The sequence below is a fragment of the Bacteroidota bacterium genome (genome assembly GCA_017303905.1).
Classification (GTDB): Bacteria; Bacteroidota; Bacteroidia; order B-17B0; family Aurantibacillaceae; genus JAHEYG01.
Genome location: JAFLBH010000001.1, coordinates 1,176,442 through 1,203,128, shown reverse-complemented (window position 1 = coordinate 1,203,128; position 26,687 = coordinate 1,176,442). Strand labels below are relative to the sequence as shown.

16 protein-coding genes and 1 pseudogene are annotated in these 26,687 nt (G+C 36.5%); 10 read left to right on the top strand and 7 right to left on the bottom strand.

The window, feature by feature from the left end:
- Window positions 1–49: 49 nt before the first annotated feature.
- From recN to J0L69_05035, 4 genes are all read left to right on the top strand, one after another.
- The gene (recN, locus tag J0L69_05050) at window positions 50–1,708 is read left to right on the top strand and encodes a DNA repair protein RecN (GenBank protein MBN8692540.1); all 1,659 of its coding nucleotides are present in this window, start codon (window positions 50–52) and stop codon (window positions 1,706–1,708) included.
- Between the two features lie 57 nt (window positions 1,709–1,765).
- On the top strand, window positions 1,766–2,578 hold the full coding sequence (locus J0L69_05045; protein ID MBN8692539.1) for an SDR family oxidoreductase: 813 nt from the start codon (window positions 1,766–1,768) through the stop codon (window positions 2,576–2,578).
- Window positions 2,579–2,702: 124 nt separating this feature from the next.
- On the top strand, window positions 2,703–4,211 hold the full coding sequence (locus tag J0L69_05040; GenBank protein MBN8692538.1) for a HAMP domain-containing histidine kinase: 1,509 nt from the start codon (window positions 2,703–2,705) through the stop codon (window positions 4,209–4,211).
- Window positions 4,212–4,300: 89 nt separating this feature from the next.
- A complete protein-coding gene (locus J0L69_05035; GenBank protein ID MBN8692537.1) occupies window positions 4,301–5,458 on the top strand; it encodes a GAF domain-containing protein in 1,158 nt (385 codons plus the stop codon).
- Here J0L69_05035 and J0L69_05030 read toward each other — a convergent pair.
- The 4 genes and pseudogenes from J0L69_05030 to J0L69_05015 all read right to left on the bottom strand — a co-directional run bounded on the left by J0L69_05030 (window position 5,455) and on the right by J0L69_05015 (window position 10,272).
- Window positions 5,455–6,204, bottom strand: a complete 750-nt coding sequence (locus J0L69_05030; GenBank protein MBN8692536.1) for a cyclase family protein — start codon at window positions 6,202–6,204, stop codon at window positions 5,455–5,457. The genes J0L69_05035 and J0L69_05030 overlap by 4 nt on opposite strands.
- On the bottom strand, window positions 6,204–7,520 hold the full coding sequence (locus J0L69_05025) for a UDP-N-acetylmuramoyl-tripeptide--D-alanyl-D-alanine ligase (protein MBN8692535.1): 1,317 nt from the start codon (window positions 7,518–7,520) through the stop codon (window positions 6,204–6,206). Before J0L69_05025 ends, J0L69_05030 begins: the two co-directional genes overlap by 1 nt.
- A 668-nt stretch (window positions 7,521–8,188) precedes the next feature.
- A pseudogene (locus J0L69_05020) lies at window positions 8,189–9,265 on the bottom strand (SUMF1/EgtB/PvdO family nonheme iron enzyme).
- A 59-nt stretch (window positions 9,266–9,324) separates the two neighbouring features.
- Window positions 9,325–10,272, bottom strand: coding sequence for a type IX secretion system membrane protein PorP/SprF (locus J0L69_05015; GenBank protein ID MBN8692534.1), 948 nt, complete (start codon window positions 10,270–10,272; stop codon window positions 9,325–9,327).
- Between the two features lie 115 nt (window positions 10,273–10,387).
- Between J0L69_05015 and porU the strand changes: the two genes are divergently transcribed.
- Together porU and porV are read left to right on the top strand one after the other, a co-directional pair.
- Window positions 10,388–14,311, top strand: coding sequence for a type IX secretion system sortase PorU (gene porU / locus J0L69_05010; protein ID MBN8692533.1), 3,924 nt, complete (start codon window positions 10,388–10,390; stop codon window positions 14,309–14,311).
- Between the two features lie 35 nt (window positions 14,312–14,346).
- On the top strand, window positions 14,347–15,606 hold the full coding sequence (porV, locus tag J0L69_05005; protein MBN8692532.1) for a type IX secretion system outer membrane channel protein PorV: 1,260 nt from the start codon (window positions 14,347–14,349) through the stop codon (window positions 15,604–15,606).
- Here porV and J0L69_05000 read toward each other — a convergent pair.
- From J0L69_05000 to J0L69_04990, 3 genes are all read right to left on the bottom strand, one after another.
- A complete protein-coding gene (locus J0L69_05000; GenBank protein MBN8692531.1) occupies window positions 15,590–17,080 on the bottom strand; it encodes a DUF2779 domain-containing protein in 1,491 nt (496 codons plus the stop codon). The genes porV and J0L69_05000 overlap by 17 nt on opposite strands.
- A gap of 13 nt (window positions 17,081–17,093) precedes the next feature.
- Entirely contained in the window at window positions 17,094–17,747 is a 654-nt protein-coding gene (locus J0L69_04995; GenBank protein ID MBN8692530.1) for a ribulose-phosphate 3-epimerase, read from the bottom strand.
- Between the two features lie 78 nt (window positions 17,748–17,825).
- Window positions 17,826–19,010 carry an acyl-CoA dehydrogenase family protein gene (locus J0L69_04990; protein ID MBN8692529.1) on the bottom strand — a complete coding sequence of 395 codons (1,185 nt, stop codon included), beginning with the start codon at window positions 19,008–19,010 and terminating at the stop codon, window positions 17,826–17,828.
- An 87-nt stretch (window positions 19,011–19,097) separates the two neighbouring features.
- Here J0L69_04990 and J0L69_04985 point away from each other — a divergent pair, with 87 nt between their 5' ends.
- The 4 genes from J0L69_04985 to J0L69_04970 all read left to right on the top strand — a co-directional run bounded on the left by J0L69_04985 (window position 19,098) and on the right by J0L69_04970 (window position 26,615).
- Complete coding sequence (locus J0L69_04985; GenBank protein MBN8692528.1) at window positions 19,098–20,120, top strand: PorP/SprF family type IX secretion system membrane protein; 1,023 nt, start codon at window positions 19,098–19,100, stop codon at window positions 20,118–20,120.
- A 2-nt stretch (window positions 20,121–20,122) separates the two neighbouring features.
- On the top strand, window positions 20,123–22,102 hold the full coding sequence (locus tag J0L69_04980; GenBank protein ID MBN8692527.1) for a hypothetical protein: 1,980 nt from the start codon (window positions 20,123–20,125) through the stop codon (window positions 22,100–22,102).
- A gap of 57 nt (window positions 22,103–22,159) precedes the next feature.
- Window positions 22,160–24,241 carry a T9SS type A sorting domain-containing protein gene (locus J0L69_04975; protein MBN8692526.1) on the top strand — a complete coding sequence of 694 codons (2,082 nt, stop codon included), beginning with the start codon at window positions 22,160–22,162 and terminating at the stop codon, window positions 24,239–24,241.
- Window positions 24,242–24,542: 301 nt separating this feature from the next.
- Window positions 24,543–26,615, top strand: a complete 2,073-nt coding sequence (locus tag J0L69_04970) for a T9SS type A sorting domain-containing protein (GenBank protein ID MBN8692525.1) — start codon at window positions 24,543–24,545, stop codon at window positions 26,613–26,615.
- Window positions 26,616–26,687: the final 72 nt, after the last annotated feature.

Sequence of the window (26,687 nt, the reverse complement as noted above, 5' to 3'; positions counted from 1 at the left end):
AATAATATCCCTTGCCGAAAATGGCTAATATTTCTGAACTTTAGCCGAAATGCTTAAGAAATTAAACATCAGTAATTACGCTCTCATTGAAGAGGTAAAAGTGAATTTTCCTGTAAATCTGGCTATTGTAACCGGCGAAACCGGAGCCGGTAAATCCATTTTTCTGGAAGCCTTATCGCTTGTTTTGGGTGCCCGTGCCGATGTTGGGGTTTTGCAGGATAAGAAAAAGAAATGTGTTGTTGAGGCGGAGTTCGACTTACAAAATTACAAGCTCAATGATTTTTTTGAAAGCAATGAGCTCGATTACGAAGATATCTCCATTTTAAGAAGAGAAATAAATCCGGAAGGAAAATCGCGTGCCTTCATTAATGACACACCGGTAAATATTACTGTTTTAAAACAGTTAGGAGAAAAATTGGTGGATGTTCATTCGCAACATGAAACATTGATGTTGAATGAAAGCGTTTTTCAGTTTGATGTTATCGACAGCGTAGCCGGAACTCATTCCATTTTTCAGCAATACAAAAAACAATTCGCGGCTTTTAATCAGAAGAAAAAACAATTAAATACGTTAGAAGAGCAGGAAGCGCAAGCCAAAAAAGATTTGGATTACTATCAGTTTCTTTTTAATGAATTAGAAGAAATCACCATTGAGGTAGGTGATTTAAAAAAATTAGAAGAGGAAAGTGCTTCACTTGAAAACGCTGAAAACATCAAGTCCGGACTTTTAAAATCAGCGGCACTTATTTCGGAAGAAGAAAGTAATATATTGTCGGCACTTGCTTTAGTGAAACAACAACTCAATCAGTTGTCGAAATTTGGCGATACGTATAAAACCTTGTTTGAAAAAGCGAATGGTTTATATCTGGAATTGAAAGAATTTTCGAATGACATTTTAGATACTGAATCCGGAATCAATTATAACCCGGCTAAACTGGAAGAAGTAAATTCCAAACTCGATAAACTTAACCGTCTTCTTAAAAAACATAACGCCAAATCAGAAGAGGAATTAATCAGCATTAAATCTGAGATAGAAGAAAAACTTCAAAGGTTCGGATCACTGGAGCATGAAATAGAAAAAGTGCGTAAAGAAATTGATTTGCTGAAAAAAGATTTACAGCAAATTGCCGCTGACTTAAACAAAAAACGCAACGCCTCTATTCCATCGCTTGAAAAAGAAATTAAATCCATACTTTCCAATTTAAGTATGCCCAATGCAAATTTTAAAATGGAATTAGAGCTTACGAACGATTTCAATGCCTACGGACTAAATCAGATTAAATTTTTATTCAGCGCCAATAAAGGAAGTGATTTCAAAGAATTACATAAGGTAGCTTCCGGCGGGGAATTATCGCGTTTAATGTTGAGTATTAAGTCTATCATGGCAGCGAAAAAAGCATTACCAACAATTATTTTTGACGAAATCGACACAGGCGTAAGTGGTGATGTGGCTGATAAAATCGGACAAATTTTAGTGGAGATGAGTGAAAAAATGCAAGTGATAAGCATTACACATTTACCACAAATTGCGAGTAAAGGACAATTCCATTTGTTTGTATATAAGAATGACCAAAAAGATAAAACCATCTCTCACATTAAACAATTAAGTAAAGATGAGCGTGTGGTTGAAATCGCGAAGATGTTGAGCACAAGCAATCCGAGTGCATCGGCCATTAAGAATGCAAAAGACCTCTTGAATCAGAACTAAAATCATCTTTTAAGGAATCAGAATAATAGTATATTTGTACAACTAAAAAAACACATTATGGCATACAATTTATTAAAAGGCAAACGTGGTATCATTACCGGTGCATTAGACGAAAACTCCATTGCTTGGAAAGTTGCACAACGTTGTCACGAAGAAGGCGCCACCTTTACTTTAACCAATGCTCCAATTGCGATGCGTATGGGTGAGATTAATAAACTGGCGGAAAAAACCGGTTCAAAAATCATTCCTGCAGATGCAACCAATATGGATGATTTAAATAAACTTTATACTGAGAGTATGGATGTTTTAGGCGGGAAAATTGACTTTGTACTCCACTCTATCGGTATGAGCGTAAACATCCGAAAAAACATTCCGTATACCGAATTGAATTACGATTTTTATAATAAAGGTATTGATGTATCGGCTTTATCATTCCATAAAATGTTAGCTGCTGCTCACAAATTAGATGCCTTAAATGAACACGCATCAGTTGTTGCGTTAAGTTATATCGCGGCACAAAAAGCCTATCCGTTTTATACTGACATGGCTGACATTAAAGCAATGTTAGAAAGTATTGCACGCACATTTGGCTACCACTATGGTAAACAAAAGAAAGTTCGCGTGAACACAGTTTCTCAATCTCCTACTAAAACAACAGCGGGCAGCGGTATTAAAGGATTCAGCGAATTCTATGATTTTGCAGAAGCGCAATCACCATTAGGAAATGCAAGCGCTGATGACTGTGCTAATTTCTGCGTAAGCTTATTCTCTGATTTAACCCGTATGGTTACCATGCAAAACTTATACCACGATGGCGGTTACAGCACCACCGGTGTTAGTCAGGAACAATTAAACATGATAAGTAAATAATTACCGACCCCATAAATTAAGAAGACCCCGTTTATACGGGGTTTTTTTATATACTAAATCTTTGATTTGTACGTTAAGCTTTTTGAGAGTACATTTATATTAACTTGTTTGAGTTTATCGAACTATGAATATCTATTCGCAGAAACAAAAATGGAAGTGGCTACTTTTTGTAGTGGCTATCCTCATTGTTTTTACCTCCTTGTGGTACACGAATAACCTGGTGCGGAGAATTGCGGATGATGAAAAAGCCAAAGTGAAATTGTGGGCGCAGGCCGTTGAGAAAAAAGCGAACCTTTATCGTTTCACCAATGATTTATTCACAAAAATTAAATTAGAAGAAAGAAAAAAAGCAGAGTTATATGCAGAGGCGACAAAGCAATTAGCCGGCATGAATTATAACAGTGATATTTCTTTTGTATTAAAAGTTCTGCAAGATAACACCACTGTTCCTGTTATTTTAACTGATGAAGAGGGCAGAATCTCTGCCAGCAGAAATTTAGATTCTCTCAGAGAAAACGACACCGCTTACGTCAGAGAACAATTAAATTTAATGAAAGAAAGTTATGCGCCGGTTGTCATTAACACTTACAAAACGCACAAGAATTTTCTTTACTACAAAGACAGTAAAGTATTCTCGGATATTAAATTGGTGTTTGACAAATTAACTTTATCATTTCTGGATGAAGTAACGGTAAACACTGCGGATGTGCCGGTCATTTTCACTGATTCCAGCAAAACAGTGGTGTTACAAAAAAACAACAAAATTGATTCCATTTCCATTTTACCACAAAATTTAAAAGCTACTCTTGATAAACTATCTCAACAAAATCCGCCAATTGCCATTGACCTCGGCGATGGTTACACAAAATATGTGTTCTACGCCGAATCGGAGTTGCTTACTACGTTGAAATATTATCCATACGTACAGTTTGGAGTCATCGGCTTATTCTTATTAATTGCCTACATATTATTCAGCACCGCACGCAAAGCAGAACAAGATCAGGTATGGGTTGGTATGAGTAAAGAAACCGCGCATCAATTAGGAACGCCTTTATCCTCTTTAATCGGCTGGAATGAACATTTACGGAGTATTGGTGTCGACGAAAGTATCGTGAATGAAATGAATCGTGATATCAGGCGATTAAACACGATTACTGATCGCTTTTCAAAAATCGGTTCTCAACCAACGCTGCAAGATGAAAACATCTGTACGGTTATTCAGAACGCCACTGACTATTTAAAACAACGTACTTCTAAAAATGTAAAGTATGAAGTTATTGTGCCGCAGAAAGAAGTGCATGTACAATTATCTGTTCCTTTATTTGAATGGGTCATTGAAAATCTCTGTAAAAATGCGGTTGATGCCATGGATGGTAAGGGACAAATTACCGTACTGGTGGAAGAAATTCCGGAAGGTATTGCCATTGATATTTCTGATACAGGTAAAGGTATTCCAAAATCAAAATTCAAAACAGTTTTTGAACCGGGCTATACAACTAAACAACGTGGTTGGGGACTTGGGCTTTCCTTATGTAAACGAATAATCGAAAACTATCATAAAGGTAAAATTTACGTTTTACGCAGTGAACCAAACAGCGGGACTACTTTTAGAATTCTCCTAAACAGATTTTAGTGCTGTTAAAATGTAAAGTTTATCTTGCATTTCATTCGAATTTTCTTATTTTTGATTAGCCTCTCGTTGAATTATTTCATCATTTTTTTATGCTTGATAAGTCGGTCAACTTATTAGAGGAACTCGATAGCATTTCGAAAATACATTTTTTGAAACGCGATGATATTGATGATATCATGATTGAGTTTTCCAAGCGCATACTCGTGGCTTTAAAAATTGAGCGTATAAGTGTTTGGTTATTCAATGCCGATAAAACCGCTATCATTTCCGTTGGAGAATACGATTTAAGAAGTCGCGCCTTTAAAAAAAATTCAGTATTAACAGAAGCGGAACACCCACACTATTTTAAAGCTATTAATCATAATAAAATTCTTTTAGTGCCAAATACGTATGAACATGTGAGTACTGAAGAGTTTACAGATGATTATCTTAAACCGAATGACATTATTTCTCTTATGGATATTCCACTTCGAATTGAAGGTGAGCTCATAGGAGTTATGTGTTTCGAAAAAACCGGAAAAACAGAAAAGGAATTTACCGATAAAGAACAAGCTTTTGCATTCAGTATTGCTTTGGTATTTACTTCCAACATGGAAGCACGCCATCGTCGTGCCGCTCAACACAAATTAGAACAAGCTCTCCACGAAAAAGACTTGCTCATCAAAGAAATCAATCATCGTGTTAAAAATAATTTTTCGATTTTAATTAGTCTTCTTCGCATTCGTAAAAACCAAAGTCATTCACTCGAATTACGAAACATTCTTGAAGAATACGAACAAAGAATTTTCTCCATGATGAAGATTCAAGATTTGTTGTCACATTCAGAAAACTATACTTCAGTAAATGTATCCGACTATTTGAATGAGTTAATAAAGGAATTTAAATCTACACACCCTGAAATAGCCTCCCATATTGAAAGTAATATTATCCGAACGGAACATTCATTGCCAACCAAAACCGCTATTCACTTAGGTCTGTTGGTGACCGAGATTTTTATTAATTCATTTAAGTATGCGCATTCAGGCAGCAAAAATTATAAATTCTCCATAGGATTGAGCGCAAATAAAAATCAGGTAAGCTTGATGATTGGTGATAATGGCAATGGATTTGACTTCAAGAAGCTCTCAACAGGAAATACGTTAGGATTGCCTTTAATAAAAGATCTTTCTGAAAACATCGATGCTAAAAGCGATTTCCCCACAAAAGGAAACGGGTTCTATAAATTTTTAATTCAAACAACAATTTAAACCACTTTGTATAATACCGGTTTGCTTGGACTGGCATCATTTTCAAAACTGGCAATCTGAATATTTAAAATATATGTCCCGTCAAAAACATCATTGGGCACATAAATCATTTCTGTAATTGTTTTCTGTAATTGAGTATTATGTGGATATTGCCAGAAAATGTGATGCGCTGCTAATGTACCGCCATCTACTTCCTTGTCTACGCTTGGCATATCAAATAATAAATGCTCCACTCCAATATCATTTAAATACTGCATCGCTTCAGCGGTTATGTAGGGAGGATTAGTATTTGAATATTGCATTTTCATTTTTGCGGGACCGTTCGTTAAGGTTCTAATTACGATAGCTTCCGGCTTACTGTTTTCTAGTGCCATTTCGAGTTGTTTTTTACTCACCACAAAATCACCATTCTCTAATTGATCCGGCAAAATTGTAACCAGTTCAGCAATAAAAACAAATCGCTTTAAACATTGATTAATCGTAATGAACTCTTTACTGATATGTCCAACGCATTCGGTATGTGTTCCGTTACCATGCGGATTAAAAGTTACATTTCTGAAATTCACACTTCCACCCTGATTAACATCACCAACCCAATCACCCATTCTAACCGGTTCTATTTGCATTGGTTTTACATACCACGCACTTACACAATCGGCACCCGAATGTAGTGGCAAGGAAATGTCTATTGGATGAAAAAAATCTGTTTTATATTCTTTCCCTCTGTGAAAAATGCTTGCTATCATTATAATGTATCCTTTAATAATTCCAGTTTCATGCCCCTGGAACCTTTGATTAAAATGGTTCTATTTTTTTGAATATTTGCTTTCAAATGTTGAAGAGCTTCATTGGTTGTTTTGAAAGTTTTGAAATTTGAAGGAGCTACTTTACAGAATTCAGGTCCAACCAAAATAACATCTTCTATTTTTTTATCAGCAATTAAATCGACAATTTTTTTATGCTCCTCTTCTGCGTACTCACCTAACTCAAACATATCGCCAATAATTAATAGCTTGCTTGCAGATGAAAGAGCCGCGAAATTCTCGATAGCTACTTTCATACTGGAAGGATTAGCGTTATAGGCATCAAGTATCAAAGTATTATTGGTTGTTTTCTCTAACTGGGAACGATTCATGTTAGGCGTATACTCAGACAAAGCTTCATTTATCTTCAAATCTTCCACTTTAAAATAATTTCCCACGCTAACAGCACAGAGTAAATTAATAAAATTGTAATGCCCTATAATATTTGTTTTAACCAATGGTAACTTACTCCAATCCTTTTCGCCGTATCGTGTTGTCCATTTAAAACTCACAAATTCATCTGTATTGCTCGCCTGCCCTATTACATCAAACAACCGTGTTGTTCCATAAGTTATTTTATCATTAGCGTCAGCTAAAGACTGAAGAACCTCATCATCTCCATTAATAAAAATCTTACCGCCTTTCGTTGCGATAAACTTATACATTTCACTCTTACCTTTTTTAACGCCTTCAATACCGCCAAAACCTTCCAGGTGAGCCTTACCAATATTTGTAATTAATCCGAAATCAGGCTCTGCTATTTTACACAGAGCATCAATTTCTCCTTGGTGATTTGCCCCCATTTCAATAATAGCAAATTCGTGTTCTTTGGTAATTGATAAAATAGTTAACGGAACACCAATATGATTATTTAAATTTCCAATTGTAGAGAGGGTTTTATATTTCTTTGATAATACAGCGTTGATTAATTCCTTGTTTGTTGTTTTTCCATTGCTGCCTGTTATGGCAAGAAACGGTATTGATAATTGCTTACGATGGTAGTTCGCTAATTGTTGAAGTGCCGTTAAAACATCACGAACAAAAAAAGTTTTTGGATTAGTCACATACTTTTCTTCATCAACAACCACATAAGAGCAACCGCCATCAAGTGCTTTTGGTGCAAATTCATTCGCATTGAAGTTTGCTCCTTTTAAACAAAAGAAAATACTTCCTTCAATTAATTTTCTGGTATCTGTACAAATTTTCTGATTGCATTGAAGAAAGGCATCATAAATTTTTTCGATAGGAGTTTCTTGCATACTGCAAATTAAAAACCCCCGGCTTTGCAACCGAGGGTTTAATATTTATTTTATTAACAGAATTATTTACCCATTCCAACCGGACTACCCACTCGAGTCATCGCACAACGGAAACCTAACCAAGCGGCAGTTTGACGTTGATCTAAATAACGACGGGTACCTGGATTTAAGAAGTAAGCACGGTCTCTCCAGCTACCACCTTTATAAACGTGTGCTTTATCATTCACTAATGAAGATTTTGCATACTCATACATTAATTTATCTGCCATATCCGTATAAGCATCTTCACCTAAGTTGTAATAAATACTAGACTGAACGTCACCATCTAAATAGTTGATATAATCAGCAGTTTTGTAGTTACGTCTTTCATCTAAGTTATCGGCAGCAATAGCAGAAGAAACTTCACGCCATTGAACACGACCCGGGATATCTGATTTGCCTTCAGCAGTAACGTTTTTATTACCGTTCATGTCATCAGCATTCGGAGCAGCACCGGTCATACGTGTTAAAACGCTATCCACAGCTTCAGTCACTTCACCACTCACACCGTGCGGAGTTGGAGTACTTACTTTATGTTTGAATTTTTGGTAAACCGGGCCATCTACGTTAGTTAAGATGTCGCCACCTAATCCACCAACTAAAGTTGTACTATCACGTTGTTGAGTTACGAATACGTTACCACGGAAAGGACGGAATTCATCTGCATCACCGATTGTTTGTGCACGATAAACATCCATTACCCATTCTGATACGTTACCGGCCATGTTATATAAACCGTAATCATTTGGCCAATATGAATAAACAGGGGCAGTTACGTCGGCGTTATCATTTAAGAAACCTGCAGTACCCATGTAGTCACCTGCACCACGAACAAAGTTCGCATTGATTTGACCCATGTATTCATCAACTGCATTACGCACACCGTGACCATTCCAAGGGTAGATACGACGCTCAGTGATACGCTCACCAATTGTGTTACCAATTAAACCATAAGCAGCATATTCCCACTCAGCTTCTGTTGGGAGACGATATTTTGGTAAAAAGATACCGTCTTCCATGCGTACATCACGCTCAGGGTTTTGCTCATCAAATGAAGGTAATTTTTGTTTTAATTGTCCTTGCCATTTACCCGCTAAGTAAGCTTCAGTACTGAAATAATCTTGATCAGAAGGATTTGGAACGTGTTCCAATAAACCTTCACGAATTAAGATAAACTCATTAACGCGGTCGGTACGCCAAGCACAAAACTCATTAGCTTGTAACCAGTTTACACCTACTACCGGATAATCGCGGTATGCCGGGTGACGTAAATAATATTCAACATAAGGCTCGTTGTAAGCTAATTTTTCACGCCATACTAAAGTATCAGGTAAGGCTTTATAATAGATATCCGGGAAAGTTGGTCCGAATACACGAGCAGTCCAATATAGATATTCCAAATAAGAGAAATTGCTAACCTCAGTTTCATCCATGTAGAAAGAAGAAACGGTTACACGGCGCGGAACGTTATTCCACTCATAAGTAACATCGTGTTCAACGCGACCCATAGTAAAGGTACCACCCTCAATTAGTACAAGTCCGGGACCGGTTTCTTGTTCTTCATAAGGAACTTTTTCAAAACCGCCATTGGTTGGGTCATTGTAGGCCCAGCCTGTAACCGGAGAGCGCTCTTCGGCACAAGAAACCAAAATCATAGCCAATATGGCTGTTAAGGTTTTACGGTTCTTTATCATATTTATTCTCATAGTTTTTGAGCTTAATGTAAGGCTATAACGAAAAAAAGTTAATAAGGTTACAAATATTGTTAGAAAGATGGACAGCTGATGGTTCTGTATTTCTTCTTTTTAGGTTTACACTCGAACTGTATTTGCAAGGATACTTCATGCGAACCGGCAGTGTTACCTGCTAATTTTGAAACAGTTACGTCATAGCTGTATCCAAATTTAAAGGCTTTAGTTTGAACTCCCACTAAGGCGATTACAGCATCTAAATTTCTATACCATAAACCGGCAACGAAAGCTCCTTTAACATAATAAAGGCCTAAATTAAGCTGGGTAAATTTTTGTTGAGCCTGAAATAAAACGTTTGGTGATAAGTAACTAGCTCCACCTTTTTCCAATTCAATAATAGCACCACCATGTACGGTAAACTTAGCCGGTAATTTAGAAACTCCTAATAAACCTTCATCAGGCTGAGTAATATGGTGTGCTGCAAATCCGAAGAAATAACGCTTGCTATAACCTAAAACACCTGCAGAGAAATCGGCGTTACGTTTAGTTTGAGAAGGCACGATTTCGTTTGTATTCCATACAAAACCACGGCGAGGATCAATCATATCCCCGAAATTCAACTTTGTTCGATCTAAGGTTTTTTGGAAGTAAGTTGCTTGTAATCCGAATTTTAGAGAGAATTCGCGGTTAACAGCCAAATGGTAAGAATACATACCACTCGCGGTTGTAGTTTTAAGCGTCCCCTTAGCTTGGTCATCAGTAGTAACTAATAATCCAAATCCACCACCAATTGCATCGTAATGTTGATCATAAGAAGCACTGTAAGTAACATATGTACCAGATAAGTTGGGCCATTGATTACGATAGTTTAAGCAAATACGCGGACAACGTGCTGTACCTGCGAATGCAGGATTAAGATACGTTGGATTAGCGTAAAACTGCGTAAACTGCGGATCCTGAGCCTTAGAATCGACGAAAATCCCAAGGATTAAAAATAAAAATAATCCAAATCTCTTAGTCATACAAGAAGTTAAGTGCCACTTAGGGCTAGACAAATTTAATAATCTATTTTTAAATACAAAAAATTTATTTGAACAATATTTTGGCATATCAATCGTTATTTTTGCAATAATCAACATGAAAAACGCTAATTTCTTATATACTATTACGTTAGTTTTGGCAATAGGGTTGCTTTATAGTCAAAAACAAGCTAACGGCTTGACTACCACGGTTCGTCCGGGAAATGCTTTTAAAAGCAAGTTATCCGACAATACAAAATTCCCAATTCAACTTGAAAACGCACATTATGATGTGGCTTCAAATAATTGTCCTTATTTCGCGGTAAATAAAAGTGTACGATTAAATGAAGATTTAAATGCTACTTTAACGGATATCAAAACTTCGGTTGTTTCATCTGAAATAGCTCAAAAAATCCTCACTGCTTTTGGTAAAAACATTTCTTCAGATTTCAATACAAAAATAATTACCGTTCAGGAAAAGCAACAGAAAACAGGAACTTTAAAAATAACGCCTTATCGCATTAATAATGCCGGACAAGTTGAAGAACTTTTATCTTACAAAGTTAATTGGACAACCATTGAATCTCCGAATACTCAAAAGCTTCAGTCTTCATCTTCCTTTACAAATAACTCTGTCTTATCCTCCGGAAACTGGTATAAAATTGGCATAACAAAATCGGGGGTTCACAAAATTGACAAAAACTTTCTTCTTTCAATTGGAGTTGATGTGACAGCCGTTAATCCTAAAAACATTCGCATCTACGGAAACGGTGGTTATATGTTACCGGAATTAAATTCTGCTTACCGACATGATGATTTAAAAGAAAATGCCATTATTGTTGCCGGAGAAAACGATAATTCATTCGATGTAAGTGATTATATTTTGTTTTATGGTCAGGCTACAAATCAATGGTTACTTGATAAAACGCATGCGAATTCTTGTCTTAACTTCTTTAATAAATTAAATTATTACTCTGATACAACATACTATTATTTAACGACTGATCTTGGTCCCGGAAAAAGAATTATTGACAGACCGTCTTCTACAGAAACTTCATTAAACACTTCCAGTACCTATGATTATTACGATTATCATGAAGTAAATTCTACTAACTTCATTAAATCAGGAACTGAATTTTACGGCGAATATTATGATTTTAATACTTCTTACGGTTTCAATTTTCCTATACCTAATTTAGTGATTGGTGATACTGTAAGAGCCTTTGTGAAAATTGCCGCAAGAGGTTTAAGTAACTCAACTTATAATGTTTCTTTTAGCGGCTCTGCTTTTTCTTTTACCTCACCTGCTGTAAATGTAAATGATTATTTAGGTGATTATGCATCACGAGGTTCGATGTGTAATTACGCGCTTTGTAATAGTACTTCATTATTAAACTTCACAGTAAGTAAACAAACTCCAGGCGTAGTTGGATGGCTTGATAAAATTATTTTTAATTGTCGTCGTAACCTCGTTTTTAATAATTCACAATTTAGTTTCCGTGATCTAAGAACCGTTGGTGCTGGTAATGTGACTAAATACAGTATTAACACGAACAATAATTCAAATATTTCCGTTTGGGATGTCACCAATATTTTCGATGTAAACAACCAACAATATTCTTTAAGCGGCTCAACACTTGAGTTTGTTTTCAAAAACGATTCGCTTCGAGAGTTCGTTATCCATAACGGAGCCGACTATCTCACGCCTAAGTTTGTAAAGAAAATCGCGAATCAAAATTTACACAATGTTGCACAAGCTGATTATGTCATTGTAACCTATCCGGGGTATTTGCCATACGCGCAAAAACTCGCGCAATTACATCAGCAATATGATACTTTAACCACATCGGTTGTTACAGCTGATGAAGTTTACAATGAGTTTTCTTCAGGCAAACCCGATCCTACTGCCATTCGTGATTTCGTACGGATGCTTTACAACAAAAATTTATCAACCGGAAAACAAGTAAAGTATTTACTTTTATTTGGCGATGGCTCATATAGAGTGAAAGACAGATATGCCTCAGGAAATAGTTCTATGTTGCCGGTTTACGAAACCGGATACCCAAAAGATAATTCATGGAATCCTACGCTATCAACAGTGTGTGATGACTTCTTTGGATGGATGGATGATGCTGAGGGTGATGAATGGGGAATGGCCATGGTTGATGTAGGCGTTGGACGCTTTCCTGTTAAAACAAACAACGAAGCTTATGCCGCCATTGATAAAGTAGAAGCTTATTATAAAAAGAATTTTAATTACTCTGTTACAGCCGATGAGAATCTTTGTAATACCACTTCTTGCTTTCCTCAGGGAGATTGGAGAAACTGGGTTTCATTTATTGCTGATGACGAAGATTATCAAACACACTTGACCGATGCAGATGCATTAGCGAATAAGGTTAAAGTAAATCATCCTGAATACAACATCGATAAAATATATTCGGATGCTTACTTACAATATTCTAGTCCGGGAGGTCAGCGTTATTATGATGTTAATACCGCAATTGATCAGCGTATTGCGAAGGGATGTTTGGTTATAAATTATACCGGACATGGCGGGGAGGTTGGATTAGGTCACGAGCGTTACCTTGAAATTGGACAAATACAATCTTACACCAATAAGTGCAACATGCCTTTGTTTATTACGGCCACTTGCGAATTCAGCCGATTTGATGATCCTGACCGTACATCTGCAGGAGAACTTTGCTTCTTGAATCCTAACGGTGCGGTCATTGCTCTTTTAACAACTGTACGTCTTGCTTTCTCAAATACAAACTTTACGCTTAACTCTGTGTTATACGATTATATTTTTGATACACTTCCTGGAGGGAAAATGCCGGCGCTTGGAGATGTGGTGCGTTTAACAAAAAGAAATGCCGGATTTAGTTTTTATTATCTCAACTTTCACTTACTTGGAGATCCTGCATTACGACTGGCTTATCCGCAACAAAAAGTTTATACTACACACATAAATAACAATCCTGTAACAGTTACCAGCAGCGACACTTTAAAAGCTTTAGCTAAGGTTACCATTAAGGGCTATGTAGGAAACATTGGCGGTGCAAAACTAACCTCCTTTAATGGCGTACTTAATCCCACGGTATTTGACAAAGAACAAGAAATTACTTGTTTAGGAAACGACCCCGGCTCTGTTACTTCATTAGGTCCGTTTAAATTCAAACAACAAAAAAACATTATTTATAAAGGTAAAGTACAAGTTAAAAATGGTGATTTCGAATTTTCCTTTATTGTTCCAAAAGATATTTCATATAATTTCGATTTCGGAAAGTTAAGTTATTACGCACATAATGGTGTACAGGATGCTCATGGTTATAACAATAATTTTTATGTAGGCGGCTCGGCTTCAAATGTTATTCCTGATAATGCCGGACCAACTTTAAACCTCTATATGAATGATAAAAAGTTTGTATCAGGAGGCACTACGAATGAACGGCCAAACATTTATGCCGAAGTGTCTGACTCGAGTGGTATTAATACTGTAGGAACCGGAATTGGACATGACATTACTGCTATTTTAGATGAGAATTCAAGTAAACCAATTATCCTTAATGATTATTATGAGGCTGATTTAAACTCATATCAAAGCGGAAAAATTAAATATCCATTTACGGAACTATCTGAAGGCTCACACCGTTTAAGTTTAAAAGTTTGGGATGTGCAAAATAATTCCTCTACTTCTTACACCGATTTTGTGGTTGCAAAATCCGCAGATATGGCTTTAACTCATGTTCTAAATTATCCAAATCCATTTACTACAAAAACACAATTCTTTTTCGAGAACAATCAGTGCTGTCAATCTGTTAAAGTAAATATTCAAATCTTCACAATTAGCGGGAAAATGGTAAAAACAATTAGTGAGAATGTTTATAACGAAGGATTTAGGTCGCCCGGAATTGAATGGGACGGTAAAGATGAATATGGCGACAAACTTGCAAAAGGGGTTTATATTTATAAGATAAGTGTTTTAGGCTCAGAGAATAAAAAAGCCGAAAAAACTGAAAAATTAGTAATTTTAAATTAGTACATTTGAGGTTCACTCGAAGTGAACAGGATTTTATGAAGATTAAGAATTTTGTTGTTATTATTTTTTGTTTGTCGCTTTTGTTTTCTGCTAAAGCACAAATTAGCACTCAGCAATTAAGCGGTGGTATTAATCCTATTACCACATCTGTTCCATTTTTATTAATTGCTCCGGATTCGCGTCAGGGAGGAATGGGCGAAGTTGGCGCTGCTACCCCGGCAGATGTGAATTCTATTCATTGGAATTGCTCAAAGTTGGCTTTTGCGGAAAAAAACATGGGCTTTGGTATTTCCTATACACCATGGTTACGTCAATTAGTTCCTGACATCAGTTTATCGTATGTGAGTTTTTATAAAAAGGTAAGTAAGCTAGGCGCAGTTGGTGCATCATTACGATACTTTTCTCTTGGTAATATTACATTTACCGATATCATGGGTAACACAACCGGACAATTTAAACCAAACGAATTTGCTGTTGATGTAGCTTACTCGCAAAAACTATCTGAAACTTTTGCAGTTGGTATCGCGTTCCGTTATATCAACTCTAACTTAACTGGTGGTGTTACCTTAAGTAACGGTCAGTCTACCAAGGCAGGTCAAACCGTTGCAACCGATGTAACCATGACTTACAAAACCAAAAAAGGTTGGGAATTAGCAGATAAAAAAGCAACCGGTACAATTGGTTTAGCCTTTACAAACATTGGCGGTAAAATTTCTTATACAACCGTTAAAAATTACATTCCTATTAATTTACGTTTAGGTGGTGGATTGAAATTTGATATTGATGATTACAACACTTTTGGCATGTATGCTGATTTAAATAAACTTTTAGTGCCTACTCCACCGGTTTACCAAAAAATGAAAACGGTGAATGGTACCGATTCAACTGCGGTGGCCATTGATCAAGCTACCGGCGCTCCGATTATTGAAAGTGGTAAAGATCCAAACCGTCCGGTAATGGCCGGTATTTTCGGTTCGTTTAATGATGCGCCAGGAGGATTTAAAGAAGAATTAAGAGAGATTAATATCGCTGCAGGTTTCGAATATTGGTATGCCAAACAATTTGCTGTACGTGCGGGCTATTTCTTCGAACATAAAAGCAAAGGAGCTCGTCAGTTTTTTAATATTGGCTTAGGTGTACGTTACAGTGTTTTTGGTTTAGATATGGCATACTTAATTCCAACTACTTTACGTAACCCGCTTCAAAACACCTTGCGTTTCACTTTAACATTCGACTTTGATGCATTTAAGAGTCAGAATAAAGAAAGCGGTGCTGCTACTACTCCTGCTCCCTAATTTTCTCGAGTAAATACTCGTAAAACTTCAAACAAGTTAAGGTATCGAGATTACAGTAATCTATTAACTGTTGTTTATAGGTTTCCTTAATAATTGGATTTGGTTCATTCAACAAAGCTTCATATTTATACATGGCCGTAATACCGCTTTGAATTTCCAACTTGTTATAATCAGCTGTTTCATCCAGAATATCAGCAACGGCTTTCAGAGAAAAGTTCCCATTAAATTTAGGATTGTAGTAATAGAAATTTTGTACCAAATCGGATAAGTCAATGATCTTCCTTCGTATTTTTTCAAAATCTTTTGAGAATTCGGGATACATCGATTCAATTTTCGCGATGACTTGCAGCTCCAGGTTTTTATCGTAAACAACAACGTTATCGAATTTCTCCAAAGCGTAAATTAAAGCTACAGCAAATGCTTTAATGTCATTACTTCCTTCCGAAATCAAATGATGGTAATAATTCAGTTCACTATTCTTACGATGACAAACAGAAAACAAAAAAGGCAATTGCTCAAATGGTTTATGTCCTTTGTATTTTGGAACAGCCGGCGACCACACTTCCATATCCATAAAACAGCTGTTGATACCAATGTTTTTCAGGAGTTTTTTTATCTCCATTGAATTGAAATATTCTTTATTCTCCTTTATGCATTCAATCTGAATTCTTATGTGAGGTTTTATTTCATTAGTCAGTTCAATTTTATCTACTGTGTCTTGTCCGCTTTTATACCAATTAAACAATGTATCTCGGTCTGACTTCCCGATTTTAAAAACTGATTTTTCGTTGGAAATATTTTTCCAGCAGGTTCCGGTAAAATCGCAGGCATAGGGTGAAAAACAATGCTTTCCGATCGCAATTTCCGGTGTCACATTTTTTTCAAGCATTAAATTTATTTCTGAAACTTTGTGGGTGAAAAATTCCAGATTTTTCTCAGCATCAGAACTTATATTGCGTTTCTTAAACAACTTATTTAATTCCAACTCATCTCCTCTAACATAATCCCCATTTAAAGTCACTAAAAACAAATCTGAGAAATCAGGCAATGCATTTTTTAAAACATAATATTGCAGGCAAGCATCTTTCACGTACACTTCACTAATTTTCAAAGAACTTTTCACCTCGTAGGCATTCCATTTTGTTCCGTCGAAATGCAAAATATCCACCATTATCAATACACTATTGAAAACAAAAGTAGCTTCATAGATGGTAGTTATGTTGTTTTGTAATAATTGCTGTGTTTTTAGTGCAACATCATTTGCACCTTTAGCATCAACAGATGCATCCACGCCTCCGGGAAATAATTGCTGCGCCAAATGTCCCACTTCATGGCCGCGATTAAACGTCAATTGTTTTTCCTTTGAAATAGGATCACGTAAATAAGGAAACTTCTTATAGAGAAAAAACGCTTTCGGACATTGGTCATACTTTAAAAAACCTGATTTACTGATTTTATAAAGTTCCTGCGACATCAAAAAAATAAAATTAAGCCAGCTTTAACTGCTTAATGGTTTCGGTTGGATTAGAACTTGCAAAAACTGTATTGCCCGCAACAAGAACATCTGCCCCCGCTTGCAATAATTTTTTGTAATTATTTAAATCAACACCACCGTCGATTTCAATTAAGGTGTGTGCTTTTTTATTCTTAATCATGGCTTTTAGAACCGCCACTTTATGATAAGTATTCTCAATGAATTTTTGTCCGCCAAACCCGGGATTCACACTCATTAAACACACCAAATCCACATCGCAAATAACATCTTCAAGCGTATGAATATTTGTGTGAGGATTTAAAGCAACACCGGCCTTCATGCCATTTGCCTTAATACTTTGTAAAGTACGATGTAAGTGTGTACAAGCTTCCATATGAACCGTTAAAACATCTGCACCTGCTTCTTTAAAAGTAGTAATGTAACGATCCGGATCAACAATCATTAAATGCACATCCAATGGTTTTTTTGCATGCTTTTTAATGGCTTTTATAACAGGAAAACCAAAAGAAATATTAGGAACAAAAAAACCATCCATCACATCCACATGAAACCAATCCGCTTCACTTTTATTAATCATTTCAACATCGCGCTGAATGTTTGCGAAGTCGGCCGATAAAATAGATGGTGCCACTAGATGTGCCATGATGTGAATTTTAATACAAATTTAAAACAAAAACGGATTGCAGTTTTTGCAATCCGTTGATATTATCAAAAATAGTAAACATTAATTAAACGCATTGAAGCCTGTAACATCCATTCCGGTAATTAATAAATGAATGTCGTGAGTTCCTTCGTACGTAATTACTGATTCCAAATTCATCATGTGACGCATAATAGGATACTCACCGGTAATTCCCATTCCGCCATGAATCTGACGCGCCTCACGTGCAATGGTTAAAGCCATATGCACATTGTTACGTTTTGCCATAGAGATTTGCGCAGGGGTTGCACGATTCTCATTTTTCAATTGCCCTAAACGATACGTTAATAATTGTGCTTTGGTAATTTCGGTTATCATCTCCGCCAATTTTTTCTGTGTTAACTGAAATGCGCCAATTGGTTTACCAAACTGAATACGTTCTTTACTATAACGTAAAGCACTGTCATAGCAATCCATCGCAGCACCAATTACACCCCAAGCAATACCATAGCGCGCGCTGTTTAAACAACCTAATGGACCTTTTAATCCTTTTATGTTTGGGAAAATATTTTCTTTCGGAACTTTTACGTTATCAAAAACTAACTCGCCGGTTGCACTTGCGCGTAAACTCCATTTGCCATGCGTTTCAGGCGTTGTAAATCCCGGCATGCCACGCTCAACAATTAAGCCGCGAATTTCTCCGTTATCATCCTTCGCCCAAACAACAGCGATGTCAGCAAAAGGTGAATTACTAATCCACATTTTTGCGCCATTTAAAATCACATTTTTACCGTCACCCGCATCTTTAAAGTTAGTTAACATGCCTGCAGGATTACTTCCGTGATCCGGTTCTGTTAAACCAAAACAACCCATCATCTCACCGGCTGCTAATTTTGGTAAATATTTTTTCTTTTGTTCTTCACTTCCGTAAGCGTAAATCGGATACATCACCAAAGAACTTTGAACTGAAGCTGTAGAACGCAAGCCACTATCACCACGCTCAATTTCTTGCATTAAAATACCGTAAGAAATCTGATCTAAACCAGGCCCCCCATACTCTGTAGGAATATACGGACCAAAAGCACCAATCTCTGCTAAACCTTTAATCCAGTGTTTAGGAAACTCAGCCTTTTGAGCGAAATCTTCCACTGTTGGAGTTACTTCTTTCTTTACCCATGCGCGGGCCGTTTCACGAATTAATTTATGTTCATCGGATAATAACTCATCCATTAAATAATAATCGTGTGCCTGAAAATTATCTGTAGCCATTGTTTAAAAATTTGAGCAAATGTACTAAAATACACTCAGCAATAAAGCATTTTTATATAAGATTTTGTTTAAGTATATTTGTTATGAATGGGGTTTAAATACAAACTGTTATCGATTCTTATTTGCGCTTTATTTTTAAATGGTAAAGCTCAGGACATCCATTTTTCTCAATACAATGGTTCTCTCTTAAATTTAAACCCTGCATTTACCGGGTTGTTTGATGGCGATTATCGTGTTAACGGAATATACCGGAGTCAATGGCAGAGCGTTCCTGTACCTTATCGTACCGTTTCGTTTGCTGGTGATATGCGCTATAAACCCAAACAATTATTTTCGGATTGCTTTGGTATTGGTATTTTATTTAATAACGATAAAGCAGGGGACGCGTTTTACACCAACAATCAATTTTACATTAATTTATCTTACATACATAAATTAAAACGCGACTCATCTCTACTTATTAGTATTGGATTAAACACCGGATTGAATGCCGCTAATTTTAATTATAACGAAATGACTTTTGACAGTCAGTTTGATGGTTATGCTTATAACAGTTCCCTTGGTACAGGAGAAAATTTTCAAAAAACGAAAACCACCTTTGGTGATTTTAATCTGGGTTTTGCCGCGCAATATTCATTCTCACAGTTTACGCGATTGATCTATGGATTTTCATTTAATCATTTGTCAAATCCCGTTATCAGTTATCAGGGTAATCCAACCAGTAAGCTGGATAGCAAATTAGGTAACTATTTAAGTTTTGAAATGCCTGTAACTGCTAACAATAAATTTTTATGGCAAACCGAAATTTTATTTTCGCATCAGGGAAAATACAATGAGTTTGTTCCCGGAACCAACATTAAATATGTTTTCGACAGCAATATAAATAACACAGCTTCTTTAGGTTTTTATTTAAGAACAAGAGACGCGTTTATTGCCCGATTAGGCTATACTTTTAAAACAACAACTGCCGGAATTAGTTACGATTTAAACACCAGTAAGTTTTTAGCAGCCACCAATCGTAGAGGCGCATTTGAAATATTTATAACACATATCATTAAAAAGAGCCGACCATTCATTGCTAAAAAACGCGTATGTCCTGTATTCATGTAAATGTGAAAAAATCTCTCTATACAACATATCAATTTGTTTTATTAGTGATGACTTTAATGTTGTCGCTGTCTCTTTCTGCCCAAAATAAAAAACAATTGTACTCAAGTGGGGTAAAGAGCATGGATGAGAAAGATTATTTTTCAGCCGCACAATATTTTAATCGTTTAATATTATTGGATTCTACTCAGGCTTTATACCAATTTAAATACGCCGAAGCTTCCCGACTCAATTATGATTTTGACATCGCCTATCACTGGTATGATAAAATCATGAAAGAGGACAATGGTAAAATGTTTCCTGAAACACCACTTTGGATGGGAATGATTTTAAAAAGCAAAGGAAAGTATAAAGACGCGAAAAAGTATTTTGACAAATACGCCAAGAAAAACCGGAACAGTAAAGACGCGCAGCGAAAATTATATGTTTTAAAAGCCGAGCAAGAAGCAAAAGCATGCGATGAGGCCTTAATTATAATGGCAAATCCTCTCAATGTTATTATTGAACACCTGGATACGAATGTAAACAGCAAAGTAAGTGAATACGGACCAATAGAAATTGATACAGCGTTGATTTTTTCATCGCTACGAAGTACCGCTAACTCCAAAAGGGATATTAATAATGTAGGTTTCAATAAACTGTACGTGTCTAAAAAGCAAAATGAAAACTGGGCGAAAGCAAAAGCACTGGATAGTTTGTTTAATGCATCTAACATTCATAATGCCAATACAAGTTTTAACGAAGACTTCACAAAAGTATTTGTATCCCGTTGCAATGCGGTTAATTCGGTTGAATACAATTGTCAGATTTACTTTTCTCAATACATTGATGGCAAATGGACACAATTAGCAGCACTACCTCCGCCCATTAACATTTATCAATCCAACAACACGCAACCGCATGTTGCAAAGTTGAGTGGAAAAAACGTTTTGTTCTTCAGCAGTAAGCGCGAAGGCGGTGAAGGTGGTTTTGATATTTGGTACAGTTATTTCGATAAAAACATGGAGTTTAGCGCGCCTAAAAATGCCGGCAAAAAAATTAATTCGACAGAAGACGAAATTACACCGTGGTATGTACAAGAACAAAACACTTTATATTTTAGCAGCACCTGGCATAAAGGACTTGGCGGCTTTGATATTTTTAAAAGTGAGTTTAAAGATGGTGCATTTGGCGAACCTGTGAATGTCGGCTCTCCTATTAATACCAGCTATAATGATATTTATTACAGCATCAACGCTAAAAAGAACAAAGCTTATATTTCCTCTAATCGTATTGGTTCCTATTTTGAAGAAAAACAAAGTTGCTGTAATGATATTTACAGCTTTGCCATTACACCATTAAGCGAGCCGCCTAAACCGGTTGACACTACCAAATACATTATGGATCAGCTGAAAGTATTGTGTCCGCTTACATTGTATTTTCATAATGATGAACCGGATCCTAAAACAAAAAACATCACCACTACAAAAAGCTATAAAAAGACCTATGAAGACTACATAATTCTTAAACCAAAGTACTTTCAAGAATATCCCTCCGGTTTAAAAGGCGATGATAAACAGCAGGCAGAAGACAGATTGACTAATTTTTTTGAAGACAGTGTAGATGCAGGCATGCAGGACCTTGAAAAATTTGCGAAATTAATGGAAGAAGTTTTAGCACGCGGGGAGAAGGTAAAAATAACAATGAAAGGTTATTGCAGTCCTTTAGCGAGCACCGATTACAATGTAAATTTAGCCAAGCGAAGAATAAGTAGTTTGAGAAATTACTTTGCAGAATACAAAGATGGTGTATTCAAAAAATACATTAGTGCAGAAAATCCTTCTGCTGCCACTTTACTGTTAACGGATGTTGAAATTGGAGAATTACCTTTAAGTAAAGTGAGTGATGATGTGAAAGACGTAAAAAACTCGGTGTATAGTCCGTATGCGGCGCGTGAGCGAAAAATTCAAATCATTGCGGTGAGTAGCTTTGCGGATATTAAATAATTTACTATCTTTATTATATCTCCCCGCTGAAAAATCATCTAATTTAAATTTTTTAGCATGAAAAAACTTCTACTCTTATTATTCGGAATTTACTTCTCGTTAACTCTCTTTTCGCAGAACTCTGCCATCACCAAAAAAGCGACCGGCTTTAAGAATGGACAATCACAATATATTCCGGAGGAAAACATCAGTACGATTACTGGTGTAAATACTCCTGTTAGAATTTCCGGAGCAAAGCACCAAGTAATAACAGAGAATACAATGAAGGTAGCTGCTGCAGCCACAAAGTTTACTTCTTCCATGAACGTTTTTGGTGTTTTGAATTCTACTTCCAAACCATTACAATTTACGCCGAACGTGAATATCATTTCTTTTATTCATCGTAAGAGTCCAACGTATGTGACAAGCCCCTTCAGTAATTCAGGAAGTGTTGTTGGAATGATCTCAAGTAACAACGGTATAAGTTGGGATTCAACATGTGTTTGGACGAATACAACAAGCATTGCCGCTAGATATCCGCAAGGCGGAATTTATAATCCATTAGGGAATACAAATAAAAACAATGCGTATTTAATTGGTTGTGGTCCACTAATGGATCCTGCTATTGGCTGGACTGGAAATTTCTATTCGAGCAAATCTCTGAATGGAGCCGGAACTCCAACGCCAGGAATCGACCAACAAGCGCACTTAAACGCATCGCCAACAATTAAAAAACATTCTTTATCGATGCATTCATTCTCTAGTATTGAAGGTGGATTCGTTCGCTCTATGGGATTAATATTAAATGACCCTAACAGTAACAACCCCGCAATATTTGGATTGAGAGGCGCCGCTATGACTAAAGGTCAATTTAATGCAGGTGCATTTGTTTGGAGTGTTGATTCGTTTATACCCTGTGTAATGTCAAAACCGGGAGGAGGAAAATATTTAAACGAGAAAGTTTTACAGGCATGGGATGAAAGTGGAACCATTGGATATGTTGTTTTATTAGGGGTATCCTGCGGTGCCAATCCATGTCAGCAAAGCTATCAGCCCATTGTGTATAAGACTACTAACTCCGGTTCAACGTGGGCTCTTCTTCCACAAACAACATTTCTTTCCCCTGTAATCAGAAATCGAATTGCAACTGTGAATACAAACAGTAATTTGGCCGTGCCCTATTTTGATGTGCAGGAAGGTTGGGATGCAACCGTAGATAACTCAGGTGCTTTACATATCGCAGCTACTGTAGTTGGCGCATATAGTTCGCATCCGGATTCTTTAGACTACATCTATACATTTGGACCACAACAATACAAGCATGCTTATGGAGGATCCTTTGGTTACCCAACTTTATATGACTTCAAATGCAATTCGATTGGGAGCTGGGGAGTAATGACTGTTGACTCGATGGGCACTGAATTTGTACCCGCAACAGAGCCTTCTAACCCATGGATAAATGGGATGTTCGGAAAATTTGAATTAGGCACAAGAATTCAAATGAGCCGAAGTGTAGATGGAAAAAGAATATTTTATAGTTGGACAGAATCCGACAGTACAATTGTAGGTGCAAAATGGAATATTTATCCTGATATAAAAATGAAATCTTTTGATAATACAACATTTCTATCAACCAATCGTTTTAATGTTACAACGGGCACTAATGCCGACCAGCAATCTTACTTTCACTTTATGAGCCCAAAAGCAAGCGGTAATAGTTCAAGTTGCAATAATGTTCCTCTCACAATAACCACCAATCCTATAGCTGACGGATCACTACCTGTTCAACATTATTACATAGACCATGCAAGCTTTTGTAGTTCGACTTATACAGTACCTACTAGTTCTACATTATACCCTGCTTATTACCCACTTACATCGGGCTGTAATGTTATTGGATTAACTGAAGATTTTGATGGAAAATCTCAAATCTCAGTTTACCCAAATCCAAGTAATGGATTATTTTTCATTCAGAGTGAAAAAGAAAAAATAAATCAAATAACAATTATGGATAACTTAGGTAGAAAAGTTTTCAAAGAAGCAAATTTTTCAAATGACAATTCAATGACAATTAACCTGGATAATTTCACGCGAGGTGTATATTATATTACTGTTCGTTTAGATAATAATGTGATAACGGAAAAATTAATTCTTCAATAATTTGGATATTCATGTTTTTTGTATTAACTTAGTGCTAATTCCCGCAAGCCATGTTACAATGGCTTTACAACAATTACCCTTTTATAGTTAAATCATTCAAAATCAAAAGCTATTTTTGCATTAGCGAAAAGCTAAAAGGTTTTTAGTTTCTATTTTAACAAAACTCCTTCGAACAGTAGCAATTAATGTTTGTTATTGTATTAAGGTGAAATTAAAAAATTGTAAAATTTAATTTTGGTACTTTATATAAGTTTGGTATTTTTAAACGTTTAATTAATTAAATAAATAAATCACACAAATCATGAATAAACATCTACTCCTAGGGTCGGCGCTTTTAGCAGCTATCAGCGCGTACCCGCAAAACGGAAGACTCGCAAAACCGAATGGTGCTATTGAACGCATCATCCGTACCGAGTACAACGAAAACCCTAACCAAATCAGTTCTACTGTTGTTGGTCCGGTTAAACAAATTAAACATAACATTAACCAAACAGGTAAAGTTATGGCAGCTACTAAATTCACAGGTTCAATGAACGTGTTTGGATATTTAGTATCTTCTTCAAAACCTCTAACGTACAACAAAGCAGTAAACACTGTTTCGTTCATTCATCGCAAGAGCGCTACCTATAACGCTGCATCAAACGGCAACTCAGGTACAATCGTAGCCATGATTGGTACAGGATGGCCTTCTATCGTATGGGATTCTACTTGTATCTGGACAAGCGCCGCTAACTTAGGCCGTTATCCTCAAGGTGGTATTTATAACCCACTTGGTAACACTGACAAAAATAACGCCTACGTTGTAGGTATGGGTCCTGTAACAGGTGGTTCAGGATGGTTAGGAAACTGGTATGCGTCAAAATCATTAAATGGAGCCGGTACTAATGCTCCTGGTTCAGATCAGCAAGCTCATTTAGATGCTGCTCCAACTATTAAGAAGCACTATATGTCTCGTACTTCATTCGCTTCAATCGAAGGTGGTTTAGTGCGTTCAATGGCAATGATTGTTAACGATCCAAACAACACTTCTTCAAATTTAGGTTTTGGTTTACGTGGTGCAGCAATGGTTAAAGGCCAATTTAATGCAGGTGCGTTTGTATGGTCAGTTGACTCATTCGTTCCTCCTGTTAATACACGTACCGATGGAAGTGCTTTAATTTCCGGTTCTGGTCCATTACAAGCTTGGAGTGAAGATGGAACTATTGGATACGTAATTATATTAGGTTCCCGTGCAGGAAATCCTATTCACATGAGTGGTTACCAACCAATTGTTTATAAAACAACTAATAGTGGTTCAAGCTGGACTTTATTACCATCTGCTGATTATACAACAGGTTGGTTTAAAGCTTTTGTAGATCGTACTTATCCAATTACTACTAACTCTAACGTTATCGTTCCTAACTTCCAAGGAAGTGAAGGTGCTGACGCGACAGTTGATGCGAATGGAAACTTACACTTCGTAAGTATGGCTTATGGTCACTATAGCCCGCATGTTGACTCTTTAGGATATCGTTTCGTATTTGGTACTGAGCAATATTCTTATGGTAACAACGGTCCTTTCAACTACCCAATGATTTACGATTGGACTTTAGGTAACTCTGGAACTTGGGGATATCATGTAGTTGACTCAATGGGTACTGAAGGTCCTTCAGGAACTAGCGGTCAGCCAGGTTATGGTACTAACCCATGGTCTGATGGTTCTGGTGCTAAAATGGACTTAGATGCTCGTATCCAAGTAAGCCGTTCAGCTGATGGTCGTAAGTTATTCTATAGCTGGACTGAATCAGATTCAACTATCGTAGGTTTAAAATGGAATATCTATCCTGACATCAAAATGAAAGGTTATGATGTTACTGTTAACTTAATGACTCCACGTATCAACGTGTCTACCGGTGTAACTAATGCAGATCAACAGTCTTACTATCATTATATGAGTGATAGAGCTCAAGGATCTAGCTTTAACTGTATGACTGTACCATTTACTATTACTTATAACAGTACTAATGATGGTAGTACAAATGTTAATACTTATTACTTAGATCATGCGCAATTATGTCCGTCTTCATTTACAGTGCCGGTAATGGCTCCTGTAAGTGTTGGAAACGTTGCTAAATCTGAGGTTAGCTTTGATGTAATGAACTTCCCTAACCCGGCTAGCGATGCTTCAACTATCGTAGTTGGTTTAAAAGAAGCTTCAAACTTTGAAGTTGCAGTTTATAACTCAGTTGGTCAGTTAATCGACACTTATAAAGTTAACGGACACGTTGGTTCTAACGAAATTCATATTGATTTAAGCAACTTTGCTTCTGGAGTTTATGTTTACAATGTAAAAGTTGGAAACTCTTCAGTTACTAAGAAGTTAATCGTTGAATAATTAATATTCTAAGTGATTTAAAACCCCGGGCTCAGGTTCGGGGTTTTTTATTTACTGAAATTAACAAAAGAA